This is a genomic window from Microtetraspora sp. NBRC 16547 (genome assembly GCF_030268965.1).
Lineage (GTDB): Bacteria > Actinomycetota > Actinomycetes > Streptosporangiales > Streptosporangiaceae > Microtetraspora.
In genome coordinates this window covers 20,804-44,664 of record NZ_BSSE01000009.1, presented here as the reverse complement: position 1 = coordinate 44,664, position 23,861 = coordinate 20,804, and the positions used below count along the sequence as shown (strand labels likewise).

19 protein-coding genes, 1 pseudogene and 3 CRISPR repeat arrays are annotated in these 23,861 nt (G+C 67.4%); of the genes and pseudogenes, 13 read left to right on the top strand and 7 right to left on the bottom strand.

The genetic code is table 11. From position 1 onward, the window contains the following. Positions 1-238 precede the first annotated feature (238 nt). Positions 239-1,026: a CRISPR direct-repeat array (repeat unit 30 nt; unit sequence GTTGCGACCCCTCGCAGGGGCGATGAGGAC). Positions 1,027-1,122: 96 nt separating this feature from the next. Beyond that, a CRISPR array of direct repeats spans positions 1,123-2,005; the repeat unit is 30 nt; unit sequence GTTGCGACCCCTCGCAGGGGCGATGAGGAC. Between the two features lie 293 nt (positions 2,006-2,298). From QSK17_RS14950 to cas2, 8 genes are read left to right on the top strand one after another with little or no spacing between them, the layout of a single operon-like run. Continuing rightward, positions 2,299-3,027: a CRISPR-associated endoribonuclease Cas6 gene (locus QSK17_RS14950; RefSeq protein WP_285705314.1), complete on the top strand. Its 729-nt coding sequence runs from the start codon at positions 2,299-2,301 to the stop codon at positions 3,025-3,027. Continuing rightward, on the top strand, positions 3,024-4,457 hold the full coding sequence (locus QSK17_RS14945) for a hypothetical protein (RefSeq protein ID WP_285705313.1): 1,434 nt from the start codon (positions 3,024-3,026) through the stop codon (positions 4,455-4,457). Before QSK17_RS14950 ends, QSK17_RS14945 begins: the two co-directional genes overlap by 4 nt. 3 nt (positions 4,458-4,460) lie before the next feature. Then, positions 4,461-5,495, top strand: a complete 1,035-nt coding sequence (cas7i, locus tag QSK17_RS14940) for a type I-B CRISPR-associated protein Cas7/Cst2/DevR (protein ID WP_285705312.1) — start codon at positions 4,461-4,463, stop codon at positions 5,493-5,495. Then, the gene (cas5, locus tag QSK17_RS14935; protein WP_285705311.1) at positions 5,492-6,157 is read left to right on the top strand and encodes a CRISPR-associated protein Cas5; all 666 of its coding nucleotides are present in this window, start codon (positions 5,492-5,494) and stop codon (positions 6,155-6,157) included. Before cas7i ends, cas5 begins: the two co-directional genes overlap by 4 nt. A 1-nt stretch (position 6,158) precedes the next feature. Further along, on the top strand, positions 6,159-8,495 hold the full coding sequence (cas3, locus tag QSK17_RS14930; RefSeq protein ID WP_285705310.1) for a CRISPR-associated helicase Cas3': 2,337 nt from the start codon (positions 6,159-6,161) through the stop codon (positions 8,493-8,495). Then, on the top strand, positions 8,492-8,989 hold the full coding sequence (locus QSK17_RS14925) for a CRISPR-associated protein Cas4 (RefSeq protein ID WP_285705309.1): 498 nt from the start codon (positions 8,492-8,494) through the stop codon (positions 8,987-8,989). Before cas3 ends, QSK17_RS14925 begins: the two co-directional genes overlap by 4 nt. Beyond that, the gene (cas1, locus tag QSK17_RS14920) at positions 8,990-9,970 is read left to right on the top strand and encodes a CRISPR-associated endonuclease Cas1 (protein ID WP_285705308.1); all 981 of its coding nucleotides are present in this window, start codon (positions 8,990-8,992) and stop codon (positions 9,968-9,970) included. It begins immediately after the preceding gene. A 6-nt stretch (positions 9,971-9,976) separates the two neighbouring features. Beyond that, complete coding sequence (cas2, locus tag QSK17_RS14915) at positions 9,977-10,240, top strand: CRISPR-associated endonuclease Cas2 (RefSeq protein ID WP_285705307.1); 264 nt, start codon at positions 9,977-9,979, stop codon at positions 10,238-10,240. A gap of 129 nt (positions 10,241-10,369) precedes the next feature. Further along, positions 10,370-12,596: direct repeats of the CRISPR family, unit length 30 nt; unit sequence GTCCTCATCGCCCCTACGAGGGGTCGCAAC. 184 nt (positions 12,597-12,780) lie between these two features. Here the strand turns inward: cas2 and QSK17_RS14910 are convergent. Then, entirely contained in the window at positions 12,781-13,218 is a 438-nt protein-coding gene (locus tag QSK17_RS14910) for an NUDIX hydrolase (protein ID WP_285705306.1), read from the bottom strand. Positions 13,219-13,296: 78 nt separating this feature from the next. Here QSK17_RS14910 and QSK17_RS14905 point away from each other — a divergent pair, with 78 nt between their 5' ends. The 5 genes from QSK17_RS14905 to QSK17_RS14885 all read left to right on the top strand — a co-directional run bounded on the left by QSK17_RS14905 (position 13,297) and on the right by QSK17_RS14885 (position 16,914). Then, a complete protein-coding gene (locus QSK17_RS14905; protein ID WP_285705305.1) occupies positions 13,297-14,082 on the top strand; it encodes a GntR family transcriptional regulator in 786 nt (261 codons plus the stop codon). 123 nt (positions 14,083-14,205) lie between these two features. Then, positions 14,206-14,562 carry a hypothetical protein gene (locus tag QSK17_RS14900; protein ID WP_285705304.1) on the top strand — a complete coding sequence of 119 codons (357 nt, stop codon included), beginning with the start codon at positions 14,206-14,208 and terminating at the stop codon, positions 14,560-14,562. A gap of 44 nt (positions 14,563-14,606) precedes the next feature. Next, positions 14,607-15,353: a hypothetical protein gene (locus QSK17_RS14895; protein ID WP_285705303.1), complete on the top strand. Its 747-nt coding sequence runs from the start codon at positions 14,607-14,609 to the stop codon at positions 15,351-15,353. Between the two features lie 68 nt (positions 15,354-15,421). Further along, positions 15,422-16,339, top strand: coding sequence for a phosphotransferase family protein (locus QSK17_RS14890; RefSeq protein WP_285705302.1), 918 nt, complete (start codon positions 15,422-15,424; stop codon positions 16,337-16,339). Further along, positions 16,336-16,914, top strand: coding sequence for a class I SAM-dependent methyltransferase (locus QSK17_RS14885; protein WP_285705301.1), 579 nt, complete (start codon positions 16,336-16,338; stop codon positions 16,912-16,914). The genes QSK17_RS14890 and QSK17_RS14885 overlap by 4 nt, the downstream gene beginning before the upstream one ends. Here the strand turns inward: QSK17_RS14885 and QSK17_RS14880 are convergent. The 6 genes and pseudogenes from QSK17_RS14880 to QSK17_RS14855 form a co-directional block, all read right to left on the bottom strand. Next, positions 16,883-18,046, bottom strand: a pseudogene (locus QSK17_RS14880) (ISL3 family transposase); the annotation flags it as partial. The gene QSK17_RS14885 and the pseudogene QSK17_RS14880 sit on opposite strands and share 32 nt — an antisense overlap. A gap of 99 nt (positions 18,047-18,145) precedes the next feature. Continuing rightward, positions 18,146-19,039, bottom strand: a complete 894-nt coding sequence (locus QSK17_RS14875) for a methyltransferase domain-containing protein (RefSeq protein ID WP_285705300.1) — start codon at positions 19,037-19,039, stop codon at positions 18,146-18,148. Between the two features lie 453 nt (positions 19,040-19,492). After that, positions 19,493-19,867, bottom strand: a complete 375-nt coding sequence (locus QSK17_RS14870; protein ID WP_285705299.1) for a hypothetical protein — start codon at positions 19,865-19,867, stop codon at positions 19,493-19,495. A gap of 202 nt (positions 19,868-20,069) precedes the next feature. Next, the gene (locus tag QSK17_RS14865; protein ID WP_285705298.1) at positions 20,070-22,598 is read right to left on the bottom strand and encodes a GmrSD restriction endonuclease domain-containing protein; all 2,529 of its coding nucleotides are present in this window, start codon (positions 22,596-22,598) and stop codon (positions 20,070-20,072) included. Between the two features lie 145 nt (positions 22,599-22,743). After that, on the bottom strand, positions 22,744-22,965 hold the full coding sequence (locus tag QSK17_RS14860; RefSeq protein WP_285705297.1) for a helix-turn-helix domain-containing protein: 222 nt from the start codon (positions 22,963-22,965) through the stop codon (positions 22,744-22,746). Further along, complete coding sequence (locus QSK17_RS14855; RefSeq protein ID WP_285705296.1) at positions 22,962-23,792, bottom strand: C40 family peptidase; 831 nt, start codon at positions 23,790-23,792, stop codon at positions 22,962-22,964. Before QSK17_RS14855 ends, QSK17_RS14860 begins: the two co-directional genes overlap by 4 nt. Positions 23,793-23,861 lie beyond the last annotated feature (69 nt).

Below are 23,861 nucleotides of genomic sequence, written 5' to 3'. Positions count from 1 at the left end.
CGCCCTCCATCGCCGCTCTCGCCCTGCCCGTCGTCCGAGCCCGGGAAAGCCCCATCCAGTCGTCCTCTCCGCCCCGCATTTCCGCCTTCACCCGATACAGATGGACGACGCATAAAGCGACGAGATAGACACAAATTGCAACTATCTCTGGTAGTCGACGACCCGCCGACGCCGCCTCTCACAGGGCGATGCGGACGGCGGACCTGCCGACGACCATGGCGGAGTACCGGACGGTAATGTTGCAACCCCTCGTAGGGGCAATGAGGACGCGAGCCCTCATCCACCCTTAGGAAGGGATTGAAGGCGTTGCGACCCCTCGTAGGGGCGATGAGGACCGGCCACTACGAGCAGGTCCACAAGAACACGCCCGCCAACTGGAACTCCGACGGGGCCGGCGCGAGAGGTTGCGACCCCTCGCAGGGGCGATGAGGACACGAGTGACGGCAGCGTTGTCACCGTGAGCGTGCCGCGTTGCGACCCCTCGTAGGGGCGATGAGGACTCCGGGTCACGGACTCCACGCCTCCCGGTGAACCTGTTGCGACCCCTCGCAGGGGCGATGAGGACGACGAGAGTCCCATAGACCACGTGATGGACCTGGCGTTGCGACCCCTCGCAGGGGCGATGAGGACCCGTCCGCGAAATCGTTCCGGGTGCAGCTGCACGCGTTGCGACCCCTCGCAGGGGCGATGAGGACGTCTCCAACACCGGTTGACAAGGTCAAGGACGCGGCCCGAGTTGCGACCCCTCGCAGGGGCGATGAGGACTTCGTTGTCGGCCCGGGCTCCCGCGGGCGCGTCGTCGTTGCGACCCCTCGCAGGGACGATGAGGACGACCCAGATCCGGATCAATGCGCGGATGCTCACTCGTTGCGACCCCTCGCAGGGGCGATGAGGACGACCTGACCGCGATCGACCACCTGCAGCTCTGGCTGTTGCGACCCCTCGCAGGGGCGATGAGGACGTGGAAATCACCACGGGGCTCCGTGTCTTCACCAAGTTGCGACCCCTCGCAGGGGCGATGAGGACGTGAACCGTCCCCGGGGGCGGGGCGTCTCACCAGGTTGCGACCCCTCCAGGGGCGATGAGGACGCGCCGCCGCCATGCTGGTCACGCCTTACGTGATGTTTCGACCCCTCGCAGGGGCGATGAGGACGGCATCACCGACCGGGAGGAGCGCCTCCAGGACTGCTGTTGCGACCCCTCGCAGGGGCGATGAGGACCTCAACAGGGAGTCGTACGCGATCCTGTCCGGCCGGTTGCGACCCCTCGCAGGGGCGATGAGGACAGGGCGACCGCTCGGCCTGAGATCGACATCACGCAGTTGCGACCCCTCGCAGGGGCGATGAGGACACCGCTACGAGTGCCGCACCTGCCACAACACGGCCGTTGCGACCCCTCGCAGGGGCGATGAGGACCAGCTCCGCAACACGCGCAACCTGATGCTGACCGCGTTGCGACCCCTCGCAGGGGCGATGAGGACTCGAAGTTCGGGGTGACCGCCGACCCCCACAGCGGTTGCGACCCCTCGCAGGGGCGATGAGGACACGGTCCCCATGGTCAGCAAGGGCCGTACGGCCCCCGTTGCGACCCCTCGCAGGGGCGATGAGGACGGCGGCACAGCTCCCCTGCGGCCTCGAACCCGCCGTGTTGCGACCCCTCGCAGGGGCGATGAGGACTGGTTTCGCGCGTGGCGTGTATCTCCAGATCGAGGGTTGCGACCCCTCGCAGGGGCGATGAGGACAACACGCCGGTACAGGAGATCTGTATCTTGAATCCCGTTGCGACCCCTCGCAGGGGCGATGAGGACCACACCACGGCCGACACACGCCCACGTCACACCACCGTGTTGCGACCCCTCGCAGGGGCGATGAGGACGGCAAGAGACTGCGGGCCGTAGATGCCGTCGACGTGTTGCGACCCCTCGCAGGGGCGATGAGGACCGCGGCCTCGGCGTCGGCCGCGCGCTGCTCGGCGTGTTGCGACCCCTCGCAGGGGCGATGAGGACCCCACCGTAAAGGTGCAGGTCAATGAGCACAAGCGAAGCCAAAATCGGCGCCGTTTTGCAGTGAACCTCCGGTTGTGCAGAAAACCCGGGAGGTCTGCTGCAAAAGCATGATCCACATCCCCGTCGACAACATCGCGAACGAAGATTAGCCCGAGGTGCGTCCTCATGGAACCAGCACTCGTCGATCTCTGATCCATTAACACTCTGACCTCGGCAAACAGTCACCTGCCTCCTCTACGAAGTCGTCGTCCATCTGTACAGGGTGAACGGCAAAGCAAACGGGAGGCAGAGCAGTGAGGTTACGGATCGAGGTCGCGACGGCGGCGACCGAGCTCGCGTGGGCGAAGGTTCTGGCACCGGGAAGATCCCTGGCGTACGACCTCCTGGCCCATGAGGCACCTGACATCGGACAACAGTTGCATCATCAAGGAGCCGGGCCGCACGGAATGGTCCCGCTGGGGCACGGCGCGCCAGTGTTCCCGAAGGCTGCGCGACGCAAGGGGAAGTACGCCGCAGGAGGGCGGGGCTTCGTCGAAATCGGTAGCCCGCTCTTCGAGGTCGTGACCGCCCTGGCTCAGGGCGTGAAGCAGCGAGAGCTGCTCGATTGGGGCGGTGCGGCTTTTCGCGTGTTGAACGTCGCCCTCGCCGAGCCCCCGGACTTTCGGTCAGGCCGGGGCCGGTTCCGTACGTCCACTCCCGTGGTGATGAAGGGAACGGGCCGAGACGACGACGGGGCCCGGACGACGCGGCAGGCGTGGCTGATGCCGACCGACCCGGAGTTCCCTGTGTTCTTCCAGCGCAACCTCCGCCGTAAGGCCGAGACCCTCGGCCTCGACCCGGAGGTGTACCTGACGGCGATCACCTGGATCGGCTCCAAGCGGTCGTTCTCGGTAGGCCACGGGGCGAAGCCCGGAGCGCCGGTCGAGGTCGAGCTGGCCGGGCCGCCGGAGACACTCCAGGCGATCTGGAGCTGGGGTCTCGGACAGGCCAACGCCGCCGGCTTCGGGTGGATAGCCGCATGAACGAACCCGATCCACGGCACGTGGACACAGACGAACAGGCACGGCTCCGGCTGACCGCGCACCCCCTCCAGCGGATCGGCGCGTACGCGCTGGCTGCCCTCGGCAAGACGTCAGCAGTCGAGAGCCTCACGCCCGACGGCTTCAACGCGGCGGTGAAGACGGTGACCCAGGACGCGGTGACCGCAGCGCTCGTCCGCGACACGAAGAGCGAGCAGGGCTTCTGGCTCAAGACCAGCATGTCCTTCTTCCCGAACTCGAAGATGAACCACCTCAGCAACGCGAAGAAGGACAACCTCACGATCCGTGGTGCAGTAGAGCGATGGCGTGAGCGCCCGGATCCATCGGCGTGGCCGGAGGCGGCATGTGTGCTGTGCGGGCGCCAGGCCGTGGGCTATTACGGCAAGGTCGACGTCCCCTTGGCCGAAAGCGATCTCTACCGCAACAACACGCCACGCGGACACGCCGGGATGGCGCTGTGCTGGCCGTGCCTGTGCAGCTTCTACGTCCTGCCGTACGGCTGCCGCCTGACGGGCGGGCCCTCCACCGCGCTGCACAGTTGGGACGAGCGGTTTATGGCGCGGACGCTGTCCCGGCGAGTGGAGCGCAACCGGCAGTTGATCGCCTTGGGCAGGGCCGACTCCGGCAGGGTGCTTTCGAACGAGGTGATGGCCCTGCAGGCCTTGCGCCGCCATGAGGACCGGCTGATCGCCGGGGTCGAGCTGCTGGTTTTCAGCAACAACAACCGGGGCCAGACCCTGGAGATCCAATCACTCGACCAGTCGATCGCCGAGTGGTTGCGCCGCACGTCCCGGCCTCCGTACAACCGCGGCTTCCCCGCACTGCTGCGTGCCCATTCGACGCAGGACCGGCCCGGCGTGCTTTGCCTGGCGCGTAATGCCTTCCGCGCGCCGGAGCAGATCGCCTCCGCGTGCGGCCGATACCTGACCGCGCGGCTCGACCGTGGCGTGATCCGTACGGACACTGCCGAGCTGGCCGGGCTGTGCTTCTCCTTCGTGACCGAGGTGATGCGAATGAACCAGAACGAGATCGACGAGATCAGGGCCGCCGGAGCCCAGGTTGCGGCGTGGCTGAACGCGGAGAACTCGGCAGGGCAGCTCCGCGCTTTCAACGCGACGCTCAAGGAGCCCCGGCGGATGCGGCACTGGCTAATGCGCCGCAACCTCGACGCCCTGCTCGCCCAGGACGGCGGCATCAGCGGCCCGCTGGTCAGCGAGAGCCAGTTCCGGCTGCTCTTCGACCCGGAGGTGGAGCAGGCGTGGTTCCACCGGCAGCTGCTCATCGTCTCGGTAGTCCAGCGGCTGCACGAGCTGGGATTCAAGCCCTCGGACCGGGCCGAGGTCGCCGCCGCCATGGCGGACGAGGAAAGAGAGCACCCCGAGGACATCGACTACGTGAAAGGCGAGGAGTGACAAATGAGCTACCTGGTCGGGAAGGTCGTCCTGGACATCGTGGCCGGCGCGCCGAACAACGGCCTCGGCGAGGACAACGTCGCCACGGTGAAGCAACTGCGCGTCGGGCGTGACGTGCATCCCTACGTGTCGGCGCAGGCCTTCCGCCGCTGGTTGCGGGACTCGCTGCCCGCCTCGGAACTGGTCTCACCGGTGGTGCGGTCGGGCAGTGGGCAGAAGCAACAGGCGTATACGAAGGGCCGCCCGGATCTGTACCTCGACGACGACCTTTTCGGCTACATGGTCGCGGTCAAGGGCGACAAGAACAAGACGTGCCAGCGGGACACGGTCCTCGCCACGGGCACGTTCGTCTCTGTCGTCCCGCGTCGTCCCGAGCGGGACTTCGGGACAATGAGCCGCGGCTTCGCCGCCGGGGAGAACCCGGTGCTGCACGGCCACGAGTTCTACAGCGCCGAGCTGGCCGGTGACGTGCTGCTCGACCTGGCCCGGATCGGTGTGTTCGAAATCGACGGCACCGGCCTGAAGATCGCCCTACCGGAACCGGCCGCCAAGGAGGCGGCGGACAACGGAGCGGAGCCGGTCAGCTTCCGCGGCTGCTCGGCGCTGCGGCTGACGATCGCGGAGCGACGCCGGAGGGCCGCTCTTCTGCTGCGTACGCTCACGGCCGTACGCGGCGGAGCGAAGCAGTCGATGCACTATGGTGACCGCACCCCGGCGCTCATCCTCCTCGCGCCGGTCAAGGGCGGCGTCAATCCCTTCACCCGAATCCTCGGTGTCCGGAGCGACCGCACGCTGTTCGACGCGAACGTGCTGCGCGCCGAGATCGAGGCATGGGCCGACGAGCTGGACGGACCCGTGCTGCTGGGCTGGGCGCCGGGCTTCCTCGGCGAGCAGCGGGACCGCGCCCGCGCGGAACTCGCCGACCTGATCGACGCCGGGAGCCTCACCATCGGCCATCCCCGTGTGCTGTTCGGCGGCCTGGCGGACGAGATCGAGCGGGGTGAGCGAGACGCCTGGTTCGAGGATCCGAAGGCATGACCACGACCGAGGCATTGCGGGTGACGGTCACCGCGCCGATCGTCTCTTTCCGCAACCCGTTGTACGCGGGTGTGCAGGTGGCGCTCCCCTGCCCTCCGCCGGCCACAGTGGGCGGGATGCTCGCGGCGGCTGCCGGCGGCTGGCACTCCGTGGACACGGACACGCGGTTCGCCATGGCCTTCCACGCCCGAGGCAAGGGCGTCGACTTCGAGACGTACCATCCACTGGACGCCACAGGGAAGAAGGCTCCTCCGACGCCGCGCGAGCGTGAGTTCCTGGCGGACATCACTCTGACGGTGTGGCTGACCGAGGATCTCAACGTCTGGGAACGCAGGCTTCGCAGGCCTGTCTGGCCGTTGCGGCTGGGCAGAAGCCAGGACCTGGTCGGGCTCGCTACCCGCCGTGTCGTCCTCCGGGCCGGGCCAGGACGTCAGGGCAGCGCCGTGCTTCCTGAGGGAAGCACTCCCCAGCCTCTCGGAACGCTGCTCCGGCTGCCAACAGCGGTCTCCCTCAACCGGCACCGGACCCGCTGGGACGCGTATCACTTCGACGCATCGGGCCGCGGCGAGGTGCTGGTCGACTCCCTCTGGGCGGACGAGGACGGCAGGGCCGTGGTTCCGCTGCCACCGGTGCATCCCTCGCGGCTGACGGGGAGTGGGTGACATGGAGCTACCGGACATACTGGCCAAGAGCGATCCGCGCGAGAGACTGGTCGACCATCTGGCGGCGACGCTGGACGGAGCCCTCGCACTCCGGCGGCGCGTGGGCGAGATCGCTCTGATGGAGCAAGTCACCGAAGGCCGGTTCTGGTCCGCGATCTGCCTCGCGGCGCTCTGTCACGACGCCGGGAAAATTCCGGACGGCTTTCAGGCGATGCTGAGGGGAGCCACCCGGTCGTGGGGCGAACGGCATGAGGTCGTCTCCCTGGGTTTCCTCCCCGCTCTCGTCGAAGACGAGGCCTTGCTGGCCTGGGTCTCAACCGGAGTGGCCACCCACCACCGGTCACTCGAAGGTGGGCGCGGCTCCCTGATCGGGCTGTACGGCGGTCTTTCCGTCGCGGAGTGGCGCGACCGGCTGCGGCCCCTCCCCGACCTGGTCGCTGTTCAGCTCCTCGACTGGCTGGCTTGTACAGCGAAGTGCGCCGGACTTCCGGCTTCCTCGCTCACACCGGAGGAGCTCGACGTGGTCGGCGAGGCCCGGCGCGTGTTCGAGCTGCTGCTCGACCGGTGGGAACTTCCGGCCCATCCCGACGAAGGTCTCGCGGCGGTACTCCTCCAAGGGGCCGTCACTCTGGCGGACCACGTCTCCTCCGCACACGGCTCGCTCCACGGCGTCCAACCCATCGGCGCCCGGTTCCGACCCCTGTTGGAGAAGGCGTTCGCCGAGAAGGGGCAAACCCTGCGCCCGCACCAGGCCGAGGCGGCGGAGGCAGACGGCCACCTCCTGCTCCGCGCCCCCACCGGCTCGGGCAAGACCGAAGCCGGGCTCCTCTGGGCGGCAGCGCAGGTCGCCGAGATCGCGCGCCGCACGGGCGGTGTGCCGCGGGTCTTCTTCACGCTCCCCTACCTCGCGTCCATCAACGCCATGGCCGTACGTCTCGGAAAGCTCCTGGGGGACGACGCGCTGGTGGGGGTCATGCACTCGCGGGCCGCGTCGTACCACCTGGCACGTGCCATCTGCCCAGAAGACGGCGACGACGAGCGCGTCGAAGCAGCGAAGAAGGCGGTGTCCCGGGCTGCAGCGACCCGCCTGTTCCGGGAGACCGTACGGGTCGGCACCCCGTACCAGATCCTGCGCGGCGCGCTGGCGGGACCCGCTCATTCAGGAACCCTTATCGACACGGCCAACTCGGTGTTCGTGCTGGACGAGCTGCACGCCTACGATCCTCAGCGGCTCGGCTACATCCTCGCGACCGCGCGGCTGTGGGAGCAGCTCGGCGGGCGCATCGCCGTACTGTCCGCCACACTTCCCGACGCGCTCGCTCGGCTGTTCCAGGACCTGCTTGATCACGATGTGCGACTGGTCGAGGCGTCGACCGAAGACGCGCCGCTTCGCCATCGGCTCGGCCTTCGGAAGCGGCACCTGACCGATCCGGCATCGATCGGGGAGATCAGGAGCAGGTTGGCGGCCGGCGATTCGGTGCTCGTGGTCGCCAACAACGTTGCCGACTCCCAGCTTCTGTTCACCGAACTCGAAGCGAACGCCGATGCCGCCTTCCTGCTGCACTCTCGGTTCCGACGTATGGATCGGTCAGCCCTGGAGCAGGCCATCGCCGAGCGGTTCGGCGTCGGCCGGGACCGCCTGCCGGGACTGGTCGTGGCCACCCAGGTCGTGGAGGTGAGCCTGGACGTGGACTTCGACTGCCTGTTCACCTCCGCGGCACCGCTGGAGGCCCTCCTGCAGCGGTTCGGCCGGGTCAACCGGATCGCCGCCCGGCCACCCGCCGACGTCATCGTGCACGCCGCCGCCTTCGCTCCCCGGCGCAGAGGCGGCGAGGACGTCGCTGACGGCGTCTATCCCCGGACACCTGTCGAAACGGGCTGGCACATCCTCACCCACCATGACGGCCTCGCCGTAGACGAATCGAACGCCCGCCTCTGGCTCGACGAGGTCTACGCCACGGAATGGGGCCAGGAATGGCGTGCTGAAGTGCTGCGGAACCAGACCGTATTCACGGAGGCGTTCCTGGGCTTCGCCCACCCCTTCGTCAGCCGGGATGAGCTCACCGAACGGTTCGACGAGCTGTTCGACGGCACGGAGGCGGTCCTGGAACGCGATCGCGACGCGTACGAAGCGGACCTGGCGGCCGGCCACAAGGCGGCGGGACGGCTGCTCGCCGAGCGGTACCTGGTCCCGATGCCGAACTGGGCGACACCTCTCACCAGGTGGGAGAAGCGACTCGGCGTACGGATCATCGACGCCGATTACGACGAGCGGCTGGGGCTGGGCGCGGTCCACGGGCCGGCCGCCCAGGTCTACCAGGCGGGTGAGGTCCTGTGATCGAAGCCGACGAAGTCGGCGGGGTGCACATCAAGTACCTCTACCACTGCCGTCGCCAGCTCTGGCTGTACGCACGTGGGGTCCGACCGGAACATCTCAGCTCCACGGTGCAGATGGGAGAGGCCGTCCACGAGACCTCATACAGCCGTGCCTCCCCCGTCGACCTCGGCGCCGCCAAGCTCGACCACCTCGACGGAGCCGCCTGGGTGCACGAGATCAAGTCGTCGTCGAAGCCCAGCCAGGCCGACGAGGCCCAGGCCATGCACTACTGCTATCGGCTGCACGCCGTCGGGGTCGCCGCGCAGGGCGGAATCCTGCACTACCCGAAGACCCGCCGGACCCGGCGCCTGCCGTACACGGCCGAGACGGCGAAGCAGGCCGAGGCGGATATCGCGGAGGTCCTGGCCGTGGTCTCCGCACTTTCCTCGCCGCCGCGGCTCTCCCGCTCGGCCTGCCGGGGATGCTCCTACATCGACTATTGCTGGAACGAGTAGATGCCCGCTGCCTCCCGTACGTACTGGCTGACGACGCCCTGCCGGATCCGGCGGAAAGACCAATCGCTGCTGATCGAGCGAGTTGACGGCTCTCCGGTGCACATCCCGATCACCGACGTCCGCGACATCGTGGCGTGCGAGTCGGTCGACATCAACACCGCTGTGATCAGCCTGCTGAACCAGTACCGCGTCAACGTTCACTTTTTGAGCCATTACGGCGACTACGCCGGATCGCTGCTGACATCGGAGAGCAGCACTTCGGGTCAGACCGTCGTCGCCCAGACTCGGCTGGCCTGCGATCCGCTCGCGTCTTTGGACGTCGCCCGGGCGATCGTGCTGAGTGCGGCGGCGAACGTGCGCCGAGTGATCGACCGCAAGCTGCTCACCCGTCCGATGGCTGTGCTGGAGGCATCCGTCGCTGCGGCGTCGACTCGCGAGGGGCTCATGGGTACGGAAGGCACCTTCCGGCGCGCGGCCTGGGCCGTGCTCGATACTCGGCTGCCCGATTGGTTACGGCTTGACGGCCGCAGCCGCCGGCCCCCGCTCAACGCCGGGAACGCGTTCATCAGCTACGTCAACGGCATCGTCTACGCCCGGCTGCTGTCGGCCGTCCGGCTCACCCCACTGCACTCCGGCGTCGCCTTCCTGCACAGCACCATGGAACGCCAGCGGCACTCCCTCGTGCTCGACCTCTCCGAAGTGTTCAAGCCCCTCTTCTCCGAACGTCTCCTGCTCCGGCTCGCCGGTCGCGGCCAGCTCAAACCGGCCCACTTCGATGTCGACGTCAACCAGGCGATGCTGAGCGAATCAGGCCGCAAGCTGGTCGTGCAGACCGTACGTGACGAACTCGCCGTAACCATCCAGCACCGCTCCCTCGGCCGGAACGTGGCATACGACGAGCTGCTCTATCTCGAAGCCCTCCAGCTCACTCGCACATGCCTGGAAGGAACGCCGTACAAGCCGTTCAAGATCTGGTGGTGAGGTCACGTGTATGTCGTGGTCGTCTACGACACCCTGGCGAAACGCAACGCCGCCATCCTGCGTCTGTGCCGCCAATACCTCCACCACGTGCAGAGAAGCGTCTTCGAGGGCGCGCTGAGCGCGGCACAGCTCCGGCGTTTTCGCCACGCGGTCGAGGATGTGATCGACGCCGGATACGACAGCGTGCTCGTCTTCACATTCCCGCCCGGGACGACTCCGGAGCGCCAGGAATGGGGCGTCGCCCAACCTGCTCCCAGCGATATCCTGTGACCGAACGTGCAATTTGATCATGAGTTTTGCAGCAGACCTCCCGGGTTTTCTGCACAACCGAAGGTTCGCTGCAAAACACCATACGTGGCCCACGATAATCAGGCCAGTGACCTGCGCCTTTACCGTGGGGTCCTCATCGCCCCTACGAGGGGTCGCAACGTCGCGATGTCATCGATGATGAGCAGCTCGCCGCCGGTCCTCATCGCCCCTACGAGGGGTCGCAACGGAGGCGTCCCGGTGAACCAGATTTGCGGGTTGGGGTCCTCATCGCCCCTACGAGGGGTCGCAACTTCTTCTTCTGCCAGCGGTAGCAGAACGCGCGGTCGTCCTCATCGCCCCTACGAGGGGTCGCAACAATGCGATGCTCAAGCAGCATTTGGCCCAATACCGTCCTCATCGCCCCTACGAGGGGTCGCAACGATGTGGTCCCGGCTGAGGGGCTGAAATCGCACGCAGTCCTCATCGCCCCTACGAGGGGTCGCAACGCGACAAACTGAGCCGTCACCTTAGCCAGATGAAGTCCTCATCGCCCCTACGAGGGGTCGCAACCCGAAACCATCCCCGGTTTCGACCGGGTAGGGTCGCGGTCCTCATCGCCCCTACGAGGGGTCGCAACACCCGGTAGATCCGCCAGGCGACCGCGACGCAGCCGTCCGGTCACCAGAGTCCTCATGGCCCCTACGAGGGGTCGCAACTCGTGGTCGGCGCCCGGCCGGGCATGGGCAAGTCCGGTCCTCATCGCCCCTACGAGGGGTCGCAACACCTTGTCCACCCAGAACTGCAGTGAGCCGTCCCGGTCCTCATCGCCCCTACGAGGGGTCGCAACATCACAGTCGGTCAGACCTTCCTGCCGGTCTTGGGGTCCTCATCGCCCCTACGAGGGGTCGCAACGGGAGGAGGTACCGGCCGTAGTGGTCGTACAGGCGCCGGGGTCCTCATCGCCCCTACGAGGGGTCGCAACTCAACATCGGCCTCCATCGTGCAGAGCGCTTCCCACGTCCTCATCGCCCCTACGAGGGGTCGCAACCCGGGCCGGATGTCCGGGGTCATGCCGTAGGCGAGTCCTCATCGCCCCTACGAGGGGTCGCAACCGGGCGTAGGTACAGACGTAGATGACGTCCGCCCGTCCTCATCGCCCCTACGAGGGGTCGCAACTTCTCTGCCGGCTGCTCGATCTGGTCGATGCCGGTGTCCTCATCGCCCCTACGAGGGGTCGCAACGCGCAAAGCTCCGCGATGCGCTTCTTGATGATCCGGTCCTCATCGCCCCTACGAGGGGTCGCAACCTGAGATCTTGGAGGCCAGGCCGTACTGGAGCCCGAGTCCTCATCGCCCCTACGAGGGGTCGCAACACGACTGGGCACAGGCCAAGGCGTACGCGTTCGGCGTCCTCATCGCCCCTACGAGGGGTCGCAACCATCTACTGGGTGGACCAGACCACCGGCCGTAGGGTCCTCATCGCCCCTACGAGGGGTCGCAACACGGCGAGAGCGGCCCGCGCATCCTGCGCATGGCGGTCCTCATCGCCCCTACGAGGGGTCGCAACCCCCAATCGCTGGAGCCGCCCGTGTCGGTCGTGTGTCCTCATCGCCCCTACGAGGGGTCGCAACAGGGGGAGATGCCTGATCAGAGCCAGGACGAGCGTGTCCTCATCGCCCCTACGAGGGGTCGCAACCGAGCGCTGTCCTCATCGCCCCTACGAGGGGTCGCAACTTCGCGTTCTCCTGGCGGAGCTTCGCCTCCACGAGTCCTCATCGCCCCTACGAGGGGTCGCAACGCCTTGATTGCTCGGCCGATTTCGGCCAGGGCAGTCCTCATCGCCCCTACGAGGGGTCGCAACCGGGCCTCTTCCTCGGTCCAGACGGTCATGCTCAGGGTCCTCATCGCCCCTACGAGGGGTCGCAACAGTACTCATCGCCCCAATCCTTATTCTGATCGCCGTCCTCATCGCCCCTACGAGAGGTCGCAACGGATGTTCTGAAGGTTGGGCTCAGAGCTGCTGAAGTCCTCATCGCCCCTACGAGGGGTCGCAACGCTCGTGCCCGGGGATCTCCAAGCGGAGTCCTCATCGCCCCTAACCGGGGTCGCAACATGAACTCGACCGGGAGCGCGCTGCACGCGCGCAGTCCTCATCGCCCCTACGAGGGGTCGCAACCGTCGTCCAGCAGCGCAAGCGACAGCTCGCACGGGCGTCCTCATCGCCCCTACGAGGGGTCGCAACATGAATTCCATTACTTTGCGTTACTCCAGTGCTTGACGTCCTCATCGCCCCTACCAGGGGTCGCAACCCGTGAAGGCTGTAGACGCTGATGATCTGGTTGAGGGTGGTCCTCATCGCCTCTACGAGGGGTCACAACGCGAAGTCTCGGGCGAGCTGCTCAGCCCGCTCGATGACCTGTCCTCATGGCCCCTACCAGGGTCGCAACGCCTTTCTGAGCTGGATTAGGCAGAAGGACATGAGTCCTCATCGCCCCTACGAGGGACCGCTGCTCCACGGGCAGATGGCATTTTTCCTGCCGCCGGCGCTCGGGGACGCACCAGCTATCTCGGGAGTAGAGCGCGGTCGCCGGTGATGCGGACGCCGTCGTGGGCTCGTACGGCGGGCGAGGACAGGGCCTGGATGGCGTCCAGGACGCGGACGGCGTAGGCCTCGGTGGCCAGGTCGCGTACCTCGTCGGCGGTGGCCCAGCGGAACGCGCGGGCCTCATCGTTCACGCTCAACTCCCCTCCGACGGCCTCGCAGCGGAAGACGAGGGCGATGATGCCGCGGGTCATGTTCTTGTACACGCCGGTCATCGCATGGGGGACCACGTCAAGGCCGGTCTCCTCGTGGACCTCGCGCAGCAGGCCAGAGATGATGTCCTCGTCGCGTTCCAGGACCCCGCCGGGTGCCTCCCAGTGGCCGTTGTCGCGACGCTGGATCAGCAGAGCCCGCCCCTGCCCGTCGAGGATCACGCCGGACACACTGACCGAGTGCATGTTCGGATGATCCATCCCCGACCTCCCCAGGTGGCTATCCTCGACCCTACATGTATGTACGAGTTGAGGAGTTGGCCTGTGGCGGAGCTGTCGCTGCCGGATCTGGACCCGACCAGCGACCGGGCGGTCTTCCGTCAGATCGCCGACCATCTCCGCGACGCGATCGAGCGCGGCGCTCTCGCCCAGGGCGACAAGGTGCCCTCCGAGGCCCGGCTCATGGAGCACTACGGTGTCGCCCGGATGACCATCCGCAACGCACTGCAGGTCCTGCAAAGCGAAGGGCTCACCGTCGCCGAGCACGGCAGGGGCGTGTTCGTCCGCTCCCATCCCCCGGTGCGGCGGCTCGCCTCCGACAGATTCGCCCGCCGCCATCGCGACCAGGGCAAGGCGGCCTTCATCGCCGAGACAGAGGAAGCTGGCGGCACGCCCTCCGTCGACTCCATAAAGATCACTGAAACCGCGCCAACGCCCGACATCGCCGAACGGCTCGGACTCGCGACAAGGGACCGTGTGATCGTGCGATCCAGGCGCTACCTGATCAACGGTCAGCCGGTCGAGACCGCGGTGTCGTACATCCCCGCCGAGATCGCCAAAGGCACGCCGATCATGCAGCCCGACAGCGGGCCGGGCGGCATCTACGCCCGCCTGGAGGAGCTCGGCTTCCAGCTCGACCACTTCATCGAAGAGATCAAGTCCCGGATGCCCATGCGCGACGAGGCCAAGGCGCTGCGGCTCGCTCCCGGCGTTCCCGTGTTCCACCTGGTCCGTACGGCTTACGCCACCAACGGCCGCGCGGTCGAAGTGTGCGACACCGTGATGTCCAGCGACGCCTACATGCTGACCTACGAACTTCCCGCGCGATAACGCTTGACGAACTCATCTAGAGGAGTCATAAAGGAGCCCAGCAACTCCTCTAGTCGAGCAGATGAGAATCGACCAGAGGGCAAGCACCTCCACGGCGTTCGATATCTCCAGGAAAAGGCGGCAATGACCGGATACGGCACAGCGCTCGCGGAACAACCGGCAATCCGCGACCCGCCGCAACAGCGTGACGCGAAGGCCCTTCTCACCGGATACCACGGCCTCCATGTCGCCCCCACGCAGAAGCAACACGACAAGATCCGCTGGGTCGCCCCGACCTCGCGCAGCAGCCGCATCCGGGTGCGCGAGCACACCTGCGAATGCAAGGCGACGATCTACGAGCTGTGCCAGGCCGGCGGGCTGACCTTCATCCGCCGCACCGTCCGAGGACCTGATGGTCCGGTCGTCCACGAGGGTCCCTGGCTCCTTGCCGCGAAAGCCGAACGGCTGTGGCACCACCTGCTGCTGGGCCAGACCCGATAGCTCCCCCTTCACCCCGTCATCACACGAACGAAGGAGTACGAGCAATGTCCCCGAACACCCAAACGCGTACCGGGTTCGGCGTGCAGCTGCCGGTCGCGTTCGACCCGCGCTGGAACCGCATCCCCGGCATCACCGTGAACGGCACCACCATCACCGTCGAGCCCGAGACGTACTTCTTCCGGTTCGAGACCTCCACCTGGCTGCTGTGCGACTGGCAGATCGTCAGCAGCGAACTCCTCACCTGCGAGGAGACCACCGAGACCACCGTCGAGCAGCTCGCCCTCGACTTCGTGAAGACCTACGGCTTCTCCACCTCCGACGCCGGGCTCGTGCTGTCCACCGCCTGGGACGTCTACAGCTACCTCTTCCGGGACGAGCACCTGCCCGCCCTCGGCCTGCCCCAGGTCACCGCCGAACACCTGCGGATGCTGCGCGAGGCCGCGACCTTCATGGCCCTGAACAAGGTCGAACTCGACGGGCACATCTCCAACGTCGGCCCGTGCTGGTTCTTCCCCGCCGCCACCAGCGTCGTCTTCGACCTCGACGAGGACGAGGGCGGCATGCTGGACGAGGTCTACCACGGCACCTGGTTCAACGAGTACCGCCGCATCGAGTCCATCAAGGCCCACGCCGCCCTCGGTGGACGGCTGGTCCACGGCTGCCAGTCCGTGCCCGACCAGTCCGGCGGAGCCTGCGTGCCGTACGGCGCCTCGATGGAGACCTTCCGCGCCGAGCTGGCCGGCTTCCGCCAGGAGTGGCTCGCCAAGGTGTACGCCTGCCGCGCCGCCTGACCACGCCACAGGCTGTACGGCTCCCACGCGGAGCCGTACAGCCCCTGCTCCCGGAAGGAGAAGACTCGATGAACGAGGCGACGGTCACGCGGCTGTGCGCCCAGATATGCGCTGCGGCGGGATTCGACAGCGCGCCGAAACGCGAGCCGATGCGCGCCTGGTCCCTATCTGCCGTAGAACGCCTGCACTTCCCCGGCGGCGCCACCGCCATCTTCAAGTACGCCGCCGAGCCGTTCACCACAGAGGACCAGGCGCTCATGCTCGCCGCCGCCTACGGCGTGCCCGTTCCGATCCTGTACGGCTCCGCCGTCAGCAAGCGCATCCTCGGCATGGTGATGGAAGACCTCGGCCGGCCCGTACGCGAAGCAGACGACCGCGACGGAGCCGAAGCCGCGGTACGCCTGCACGCCGTACGCGCATCGGAACTCCTTCCGATCACCCTCGGCGAGGCCGGGCTGCGCAGGCTCCCCACACGAGCGCTCGCGCACCTGGACTACCTGCGCCAGGTAGGACGCTGGGCGCACACCGACGACATCGCCGACATGCTCGCCGCGCTGGAGACCGCGGCCTCGGCGCGATCCCAGGGGGCGGAACTGGCACCGTTCGGGCTGTGCCATTCGGAGTTCCACCCCAGCTCGCTGCACATCGGGGAGAGCGGGTGGCGGCTGCTGGACTTCGCCCGCGCGTTCAACGGTCCCGGCCTGCTCGATCTGGCCTCCTGGCCCGGCACCCTCGAAGTGGCCGACCCCGTGCGGGCCGGTGACCTGATCGACTCCTACATCGCAGCCGGCGGCCATCGCGACGCTCAGGCGCGACGCGGCGGCCTGAGCGCAGAGTCTTGGGCGCTGGGCTGGCACCGCGTATGGATCACCGAGTGGTTCATGGACCAGGCCGTGCACTGGATCGCCGACCCCGCAACCGACCCCGCCTATCTCACGGCCGTCCGCCGCCACCTCGCAGACGCGGTACGCCTGCTCGCGCCATGAACCGGGCGGCCTGGCAGGAGCACGCCCGCCAGCGCCAGACCACCGAACCTCAAGGACCGTCTCCTGCACCGCCGCGGATATATTGGGGGCAGCACCCAGGCGTAGGGCCGGGAGCGGAGATCCTCGGTGATCTCACCGGCCGCACGGTCATCGATCTCGGCTGCGGCCCCGGCCACCACGCCGCGTACCTCCTCACGCTCGGCGCCATCGTGACGGGCATCGACATCGCCGACGCCCAGATCGAACGGGCCCGCAACCGCTACGGCCATCTGGCTGGCATCACCTTCACCGTGGCCGACGCCATCGACTTCCTCGGCGAGGTGGAGTGCGACATCTGCTACTCCGTCTTCGGTGCGGTGGGGCTCGCACCACCTGAGCGTCTGCTCCCGGCGATCGCCGCCGCGTTGCGGCCTGGCGGGCTGCTGGCCTTCAGCGTCCCCCACCCCGGCCGCTGGGCTCACTCGAACTGGCTTACCCTCCCTTTCGGTGACCGGGTGCCCATTCAGCGCTGGAAACCATCCGTGTCCTCCTGGCCAAAGCGGCTCATCCCAATTGAGGGTGTAGCTGCTTCCTGAAGCCGCCGGTCTCCGGGAGGGATCTGGCGATGTAGTGCGTGAGGTTGCGGAAGCCGAGCGCGGAGCCGCCCAGGTGCTCGAGCCTGCCGTTGATCGCCTCCGTGGGCCCGTTGCTCGTGCCGGGTCTGTCGAAGAACGCCAGCACGTCCACGGCCCACTTCTTCAGTGTTCGCCCGAGGCTGATGATCTCGACCAGTGCGTCGGGAACACCGTGGCTGACCGACTCGAGGAGCTCGGTCATGAGTTCGCGCCCACGCTTCGGGTCGGGGTGCCGGTAGGCGGCGATGCGTTGGTAGATGCCCCAGGTCACCTCGACCGGCACGTGCTCCTCGGTGGCGAACAGGTCGGTCAGGTGGGCGGCCTGCCGGTCGGTGAGCAGGCCGGCTCCGGTGTGCAGGGTGCGCCGTGCCCGGTAGAGCGGATCGGAGGCCAGGCCGCGGTGGCCGTGCAGTTCCTGCTGGACCCGTCGCCGGCACCGGTCCAGAGCTTCGCCAGCAAGGCGCACGACGTGGAACAGGCCCATGGCCGTCACGGCGTCCTGCAGTTCCTCGGCGGCTGCGGTCTTGAATCCGGTGAACCCGTCCATCGCCACGACGTCGATGTTCGCTTGCCAGGTCTTGGGCCGGTCGGCGAGCCACTTCTTGAACGACTGCTTCGAGCAGCCCTCGACTATGTCCAGCAGTCGTGCCGGGCCCGTCCCGCCGCGCACCGGGGTCAGGTCGATGATCACGGTCACGTACTTGTCGCCGTGGCGGGTGCGCCGCCACACATGCTCGTCCACGCCGATCACGCTCATCCCGTCGAACCAGTGCGGGTCGCTGATCAAGACGCGTTGCCCCTCGGCCAGGATGGCGTCGTTCGCGGTACTCCACGCCACGCCCAGTGCCTCGGTGACCCGGGCCACGGTCAGGTGCTGACACACCAGAGCGACCAACGCCCAGGTCACCGCCGCCCGGGAAAACCTCGAGCGCGGAGCCGCTGCCTTGGAGGTGTCCTGCCGCCACACGTGCCTGCAGCCCGGGCACCGGTAGCGGCGCACCCTGATCAGCAGCGTCGTCGGCCGCCACCCGAATGGCTCGTGCGCCAACCAGCGGGTGACGCTGTCGCACACGACACCCTCGGCGCCGCACTGGTGGTCTTGGCCGCGGGTGGATACCCGGGCGTACCCGACCGGTGTGTCGGCACCGGGGTTGCGGGACGTTTCCGAGACGATGCTCGCCTGGATCCGCACCTAACCGAGTGCCGGCAGGTGCTCGGCTGGACGGCGTCCCCAGGCCGAGATCAGCGGCGCGAGTGTCAGGTCGAGTTTGCCCGCGTGGATGGCGGCCAAGTGCGCGTCGATCTCGGCGTCGTCGGCCAGGCCGGCCGCGAGCAGCTCGCCGCGCACGTGCCGGATGGTCGCCGCCTCCAGCCGGTCGCAGGCCAGCCCGCCGATCGGGAAAGAGCCCGCCGCGGCGACATCTACCAAGCCGGCCTCACGCAATGCCCGCGGCAGTGTCCGGCCGTAGCGCAGGTCCGCGCCGCGGCGCGTCAGCAGCTCCCGGACCGCGTCGCGCAGCCGGTTGGCCCGCCGCTGCGCCGGGCCGCTGTCGTCCAGGCATGCCAGTGGCTGCAGAGCGGTATCGGCGTCCTCGACCAGCAGCCAGCCGCCGGGCCGCAGCGCCGCCGCCATCGTGGCCAACGCCCGGGCCCGGTCGGGTACATGGACCAGCACGAGCCGGGCGTGCACCAGATCGAACATGCCCGGCTCCGGGGGCGGATCAGCGGCGACGTCGTGCCGGCGCACCTCGTACCCGCCGCCTGCCTTCAGCCACGACGGGTCGATGTCCGTGGCCAGCACGTGCCCGGTCGGACCGACGGCCGCCGCGAGCGCCTCCGGGATACTGCGGCCACCGGCCCCCACCTCCCAGCAGCGCGAGCCAACCCTGACCCCCAGTCGATCGAAGTGCCCCCGCGTCACACCGTCGAACAGCTCGGCCAGCCAAACGAATCGCTCGCCCGCCTCGGCGCGCGCGTTGTCCAGCAGGTACCCGCGGGCGGGAGCGGGCTCTCCACCGAGCGCGGTAGTCCCGCCTATCGGATCCGGTCGGCCACCGACGTGCGGCGGGCGGGGCGAGGAGGTCATCACTACATGGTCACCTCCCCAGACCACCAGCGCCACGACGACGGGAGAGGGATATCTCACACAGCCAGCGAACCCCGCACGTCCTACAGCACGGTTCTGCACCGTGACGCGCCGGAAGGGGTACATGCATTCGGCCCCCACAGCCAGCGCACCAGGCGCGGGACAGCGCGCTGACCGGACTGTCGGCTACGGCCGGTTCGACCTCGTACCGGACGCCTTCGATCACGACGTAAAGTCGGGGCCAGCGGATCCAGCAGATGCACGTCCCCGTTCATGACGGGTGGTACCTCTTCTCCAGTTCGGGATCCGGGGCGCGCCACTCGCAGGGCTTGGCGCCGGTGGCGCCGTCGCGGTGCTGTTACGCGACGCGCACACCTGTCGATGGGCCTTAGCGTTGTTTTTTCGCTGGAAGCTACGGGGGGCCTGCAGGGTGACCACGAAGCACAGTGAGAATCAGACAAGATTATCGAGCAGTCGGCCGAAGGCCCCAAGATCGGCACACTCCACCGAGTGCGCGTAGGAGATCGAATGCTTTCCGGTGTGGACCCTCTTCGGGAACCTGCGCATGTTCCGGCCGTGCCATATGCCGGAGGGGACCGCCAGGCCCATCACGCCGGCTAGCCGGGACAGGTCGGTCTCCGGATGGATCAACACCGCGATCACATTCACAAGGGTCCGCGGGCGATTGAGGTAGACCGTCACACCGTCGGGATGCTCCAGTTCGCAGAAGTACTTGACCGGCTCGCTAGCCGGCGTGAAGCCGTGCTCAGCCGCCACCGAGATCAGGCGGCTTTCGAGGTCCGAAAGGGGGTGCCTGACGACAACCATTCGCTGATCCTTCCTGCTAATGGAGTTTCGCCACAGTGGAACCGGGACTCGGAGTGTGGACTCGGGACCGATTGAGGCCCCGCGCACTGTGCGTATCTGTCCGAGCCCGACAGTGATCTCCGCGGCTGCCCGCCAAGCCTCCCCGGGATCAGTCGGACCGAGAAAGCCTGGCGAGGCAGCCAGGGCATCGGCTTACCTTTGCTCAGGTGGCGGCCTTCACCTGTGCGGCGAACCAATCAAGCGCGGCAATGACGACGTCGAAGACGGCGACGTTGGCGAGCAGAGTGACGTTGAACGAGGGATACAGTTCCAGCTTCCCGACAGGGATGTCGACGCCCGGTGCGTCGTTGATCCGCTGTCTCAGTTCCTCACGCAACGCCGGGTCGTCGAACGGAGTGCGTCTCTTGAGCGTCCCGAAGGGAACCGACACCGTGTCGGCGTAGAAGCGGATGGCGTGGATCGTCTTGCCGGCGACCTTCATGATGGGAGCGCACGAGGCACCCGCCGAGGTACCGTACTCGACCTCCCCGCCATGTGCCCGCCAATGCTCCAGCACCCGGTGGACCGCACCGGCCGCCTGAGGTCCACTCTGCTCGTTGAGCTGCTCGAAGAAGCGCCGCTCACGTTCCCCGACGACCTCGGAGTCCGATGCGGTCTCCCCGCTCAGCTCAATCTCCGTCATGTCGGCCGCACCGGGAAGTCCGAGCAGCTCGGCGAGCTCCCGGGCACTCATGTGCTGTCCAGGGTCGGCATAGCCAGCCTCGTCGAACCTGATCCCCTCTGCACGAAGGACCTCATGCACATCTCTGTCGTCCTCGGGATCCGTCCAGCGGAAGCTCCCGGACACCTGCCCGGTCTTGGTGAGCACCCGATGGGCGTTGAGCACCGGGACGGTGGCCAGATGCACCCCGACAGGGACCGCGTGCGAGCCGATCAGCTCGGCGATGTCAGAGTAGGAGGTCCAGGTGGCGGGCGGGAGGGCAGCCAGGGCGTTGTGCAACAGCGTCCAGTCGCGAGAGGCGGCGGTGCCGCGGTCGGTCTCCACGGGGCCCGGCCAGATCTCGATCGCACGACCGGCCAGCAGGTCGGCCCGGACGAGGATCTGCGCCTTGCCCCAGGATTCGGCGGCGGCGATCTCCTGGTTCATCACCAGCCCGCTCTTCGCCAGCAGCTCGCGCTTCGCGCTGAAGGATCCGTTGCTGAGCTCTGAGTTGTACCCAGTGAGGGTGAGGTTGCCGAGGGTGTGCACGAGTTGCCGATGCAGCAGGTCGGGGTCCTCGCTGCCAGCGGACAGCTCGCGAAGCCAGTCGGCAGTCAGAGTCTGCGGCAGAACGTGCTCAATGCTGATTCCCTTCTCGGACAAGTCCACCCGTTCTTTACTCCCGAGCGACTCCTCCAGACGGCGCAGGACCAGCTTCTGCTGCGTCGCACGCCCTTGCCAGTAAAAGGCCCGGCTACGCACCTCCTCACGCAGTTGCTCGTCGGAGGGCCAGTACAGCCTCGCGGGCGACAGCGCAGTGCGGATGGCCTCCGGAATAGAAGACTCATCGGCCGACAGCTGCACGGCGAGCCGCTGGAAGATCCTGTTCAGGTTGCCTGTGGTCACCCCCGCGATCAGGCGGCGAACGAGGAAGCTCTCCACGTACAGAAGGGTTTCGGCGACTTCATCGTCGTCGATCACGTGGTCCTCGCGGAGCTCCAGCAGGCGCATCACCAGCGGATAGACGGTGGTGGCCTGCCAGTCATTGAGGAACCGCAGACGCCGCGCGGTTGGGGAGTCACCCTCGGGATTGAGGATCTGCTTCAGGTGCCGGGCGCGGCGGTGCAGCTCCTTGACGTACTCCTCAACCTTCGCCTCGTCGCCCGCCAGCTCCAGCAGAATCTGCTGATGCCCACGGTAGACAGCGTTGTACTGCGCCTCGTCCCCCTCCTTGAGGACAAGCACAAGGTACATCAGCTGTTCCATCGCCTTGGGCGGCAGCAGCTCCTGAATCGGCCGCCAGTAGTCGTCATAGACGTACTGCCCCCGGGTCGGCAGGCACATGAACACGTAGTTGCGAATCAGGTCGACCTGGCTGAGCCGCGTGCCAGTGTTGTTGATCGACTCGAAGATGCGGAACGCGTTGTCGTCCTTCTCCACCAGGATCTGCACGAGGTTGAGCCGGTCCAGCAGCACCGACTCCACCCGCTCGATGTCGTGCGGATCGGCCGGATCGTCGAACTCCACCAGCATGCTCTTGAAGAACTGATAAGCGTTGCCGACGAGGCTGTCGGCGGCCCCTCCCTCCTGCGCCCCATCCACGCACGCGATGAACGCCGCCCTGTCGCTCTGCGTCGGCAACAACCGATACCGCTTCTCTCCATGCTGCCACTTGTTGATCAGATGAAGCTCGTTGATCCGTTCACGATGCTTCGGGTCCTCCGCCGCCAAATGATCCCTGATGGCGCACAGCGCCAGCATCAGCGTGGTCAGCCGCTGCTGCCCGTCCACCACGATCCACTGCGACCGGCTCGGTGCCAAATCGGGGCCGGGGGCCAGCACCACCGACCCTAGGAAGTGACTCGGCGCCGCCTCCCTCCCCTCGGCCAGCGCGTCAACCTGGACCTTGATATCCGCCCACAGTTGCGCGAGCTGCGGACGCTCCCAGGTGTACTTGCGCTGGTACAGCGGGACCAGCAGCTGCTGGTCGCCCTGGATGAGCCGACGAAGCGTGGTCTCGTTCGCTTTCACGGCATCTCCTTCTTCGCCGTTCTCGTCGATCAGGCGCTCAGGAACATAGCGATCAAGCGGAAGCGTAGGCCGCTGTGCTGTCACCCGTCAGCGGGATGGCGAATTTGCCGACGATCACGACGGTGACCCCGCTGTGGTCCCAGCTTCAGCGGGGAGACGACGCCGGAGGGTCGACGCCGAGGAGCTTTAGCAGCTCGGCCGTGGGGACCAGATAGGCGACGCCGACCCGGATCACGCGGCAGGGAAACTCGCCCTTCTTGGCCAGCTCGTACGCCTTGGTCCGGCCCAGTCCCAGCGCCCGGGCGGCGGTGAGCAGATCGACGGTGGCCGGCAGGTCGTGCAGTTCCGCCAGGGTGAAACCCTTCATCTCTTCTCCTCCGAAAGAAGTGCCGGACGGGTGAAACCGACGACATCGGACCGGTCCGCATACGACCCGTAACGCACCACGTCACCGGTTTGCGGCGCGTGGATCATCTGACCGGGCGCGACGACCACACCCACATGCCCCGGGCCGTCCGACTCCGGACGCATGAACACCAGGTCCCCCGGCTGCTCCTGGCCTCGAGGAACCGAAGGCCCCTGCCGCCACTGGTCAGCGGCGACCCGAGGAATCGCGATCCCGGCGTACTGGTACGCGCGCATCGTCAGCCCCGAGCAGTCGAAGGCACCGGGCCCCTCCGCACCCCAGGCGTACGGCTTGCCGAGCTGCGTCCGCGCGTACCCGATGACCCGACCGGCAACGGCGCTCGGTACGTAAGGAAGCGAGCAGAACTCCTCCCCCACCTCAGCCGAATACCGGCGGGCGAAGCCGAGCACCCGCCGCACATACCAGTCCGCGTGGTTGTAGCGCCAGATCGCCTCGTACATGCGCTCCGGTGCGCCGTTCTCCTTGAGGTAACGCGCCGCCGACGGGATGGCGTCGGCCGGGTCATAGACGTCCGCCCGCCCATCACCATTGCCGTCCACGCGATACGCCGACCAGGTGGAGCCGACGAACTGCATCGGACCCATCGCCCCTGCCGAGTTCACACCAGACGCGGCAACGGCCCGGCCATGGTCACTCTCGGCCTTGCCGATCGCGGCCAGCATCTGCCATGGAATCCCGTACGCCTCGCCGGCACGCTGATAGAGCCGCAGGTAGTCAGGTGGAATGTCGCTTGAGGAATCCGCTCCGCACCCCGGGGAGCCACCCACCGCCGTCACCAACAGGACCAATCCAAGTGGAAGTCCGATCGCGAGGCACAGGCCGCCGGCCGCGAGCCG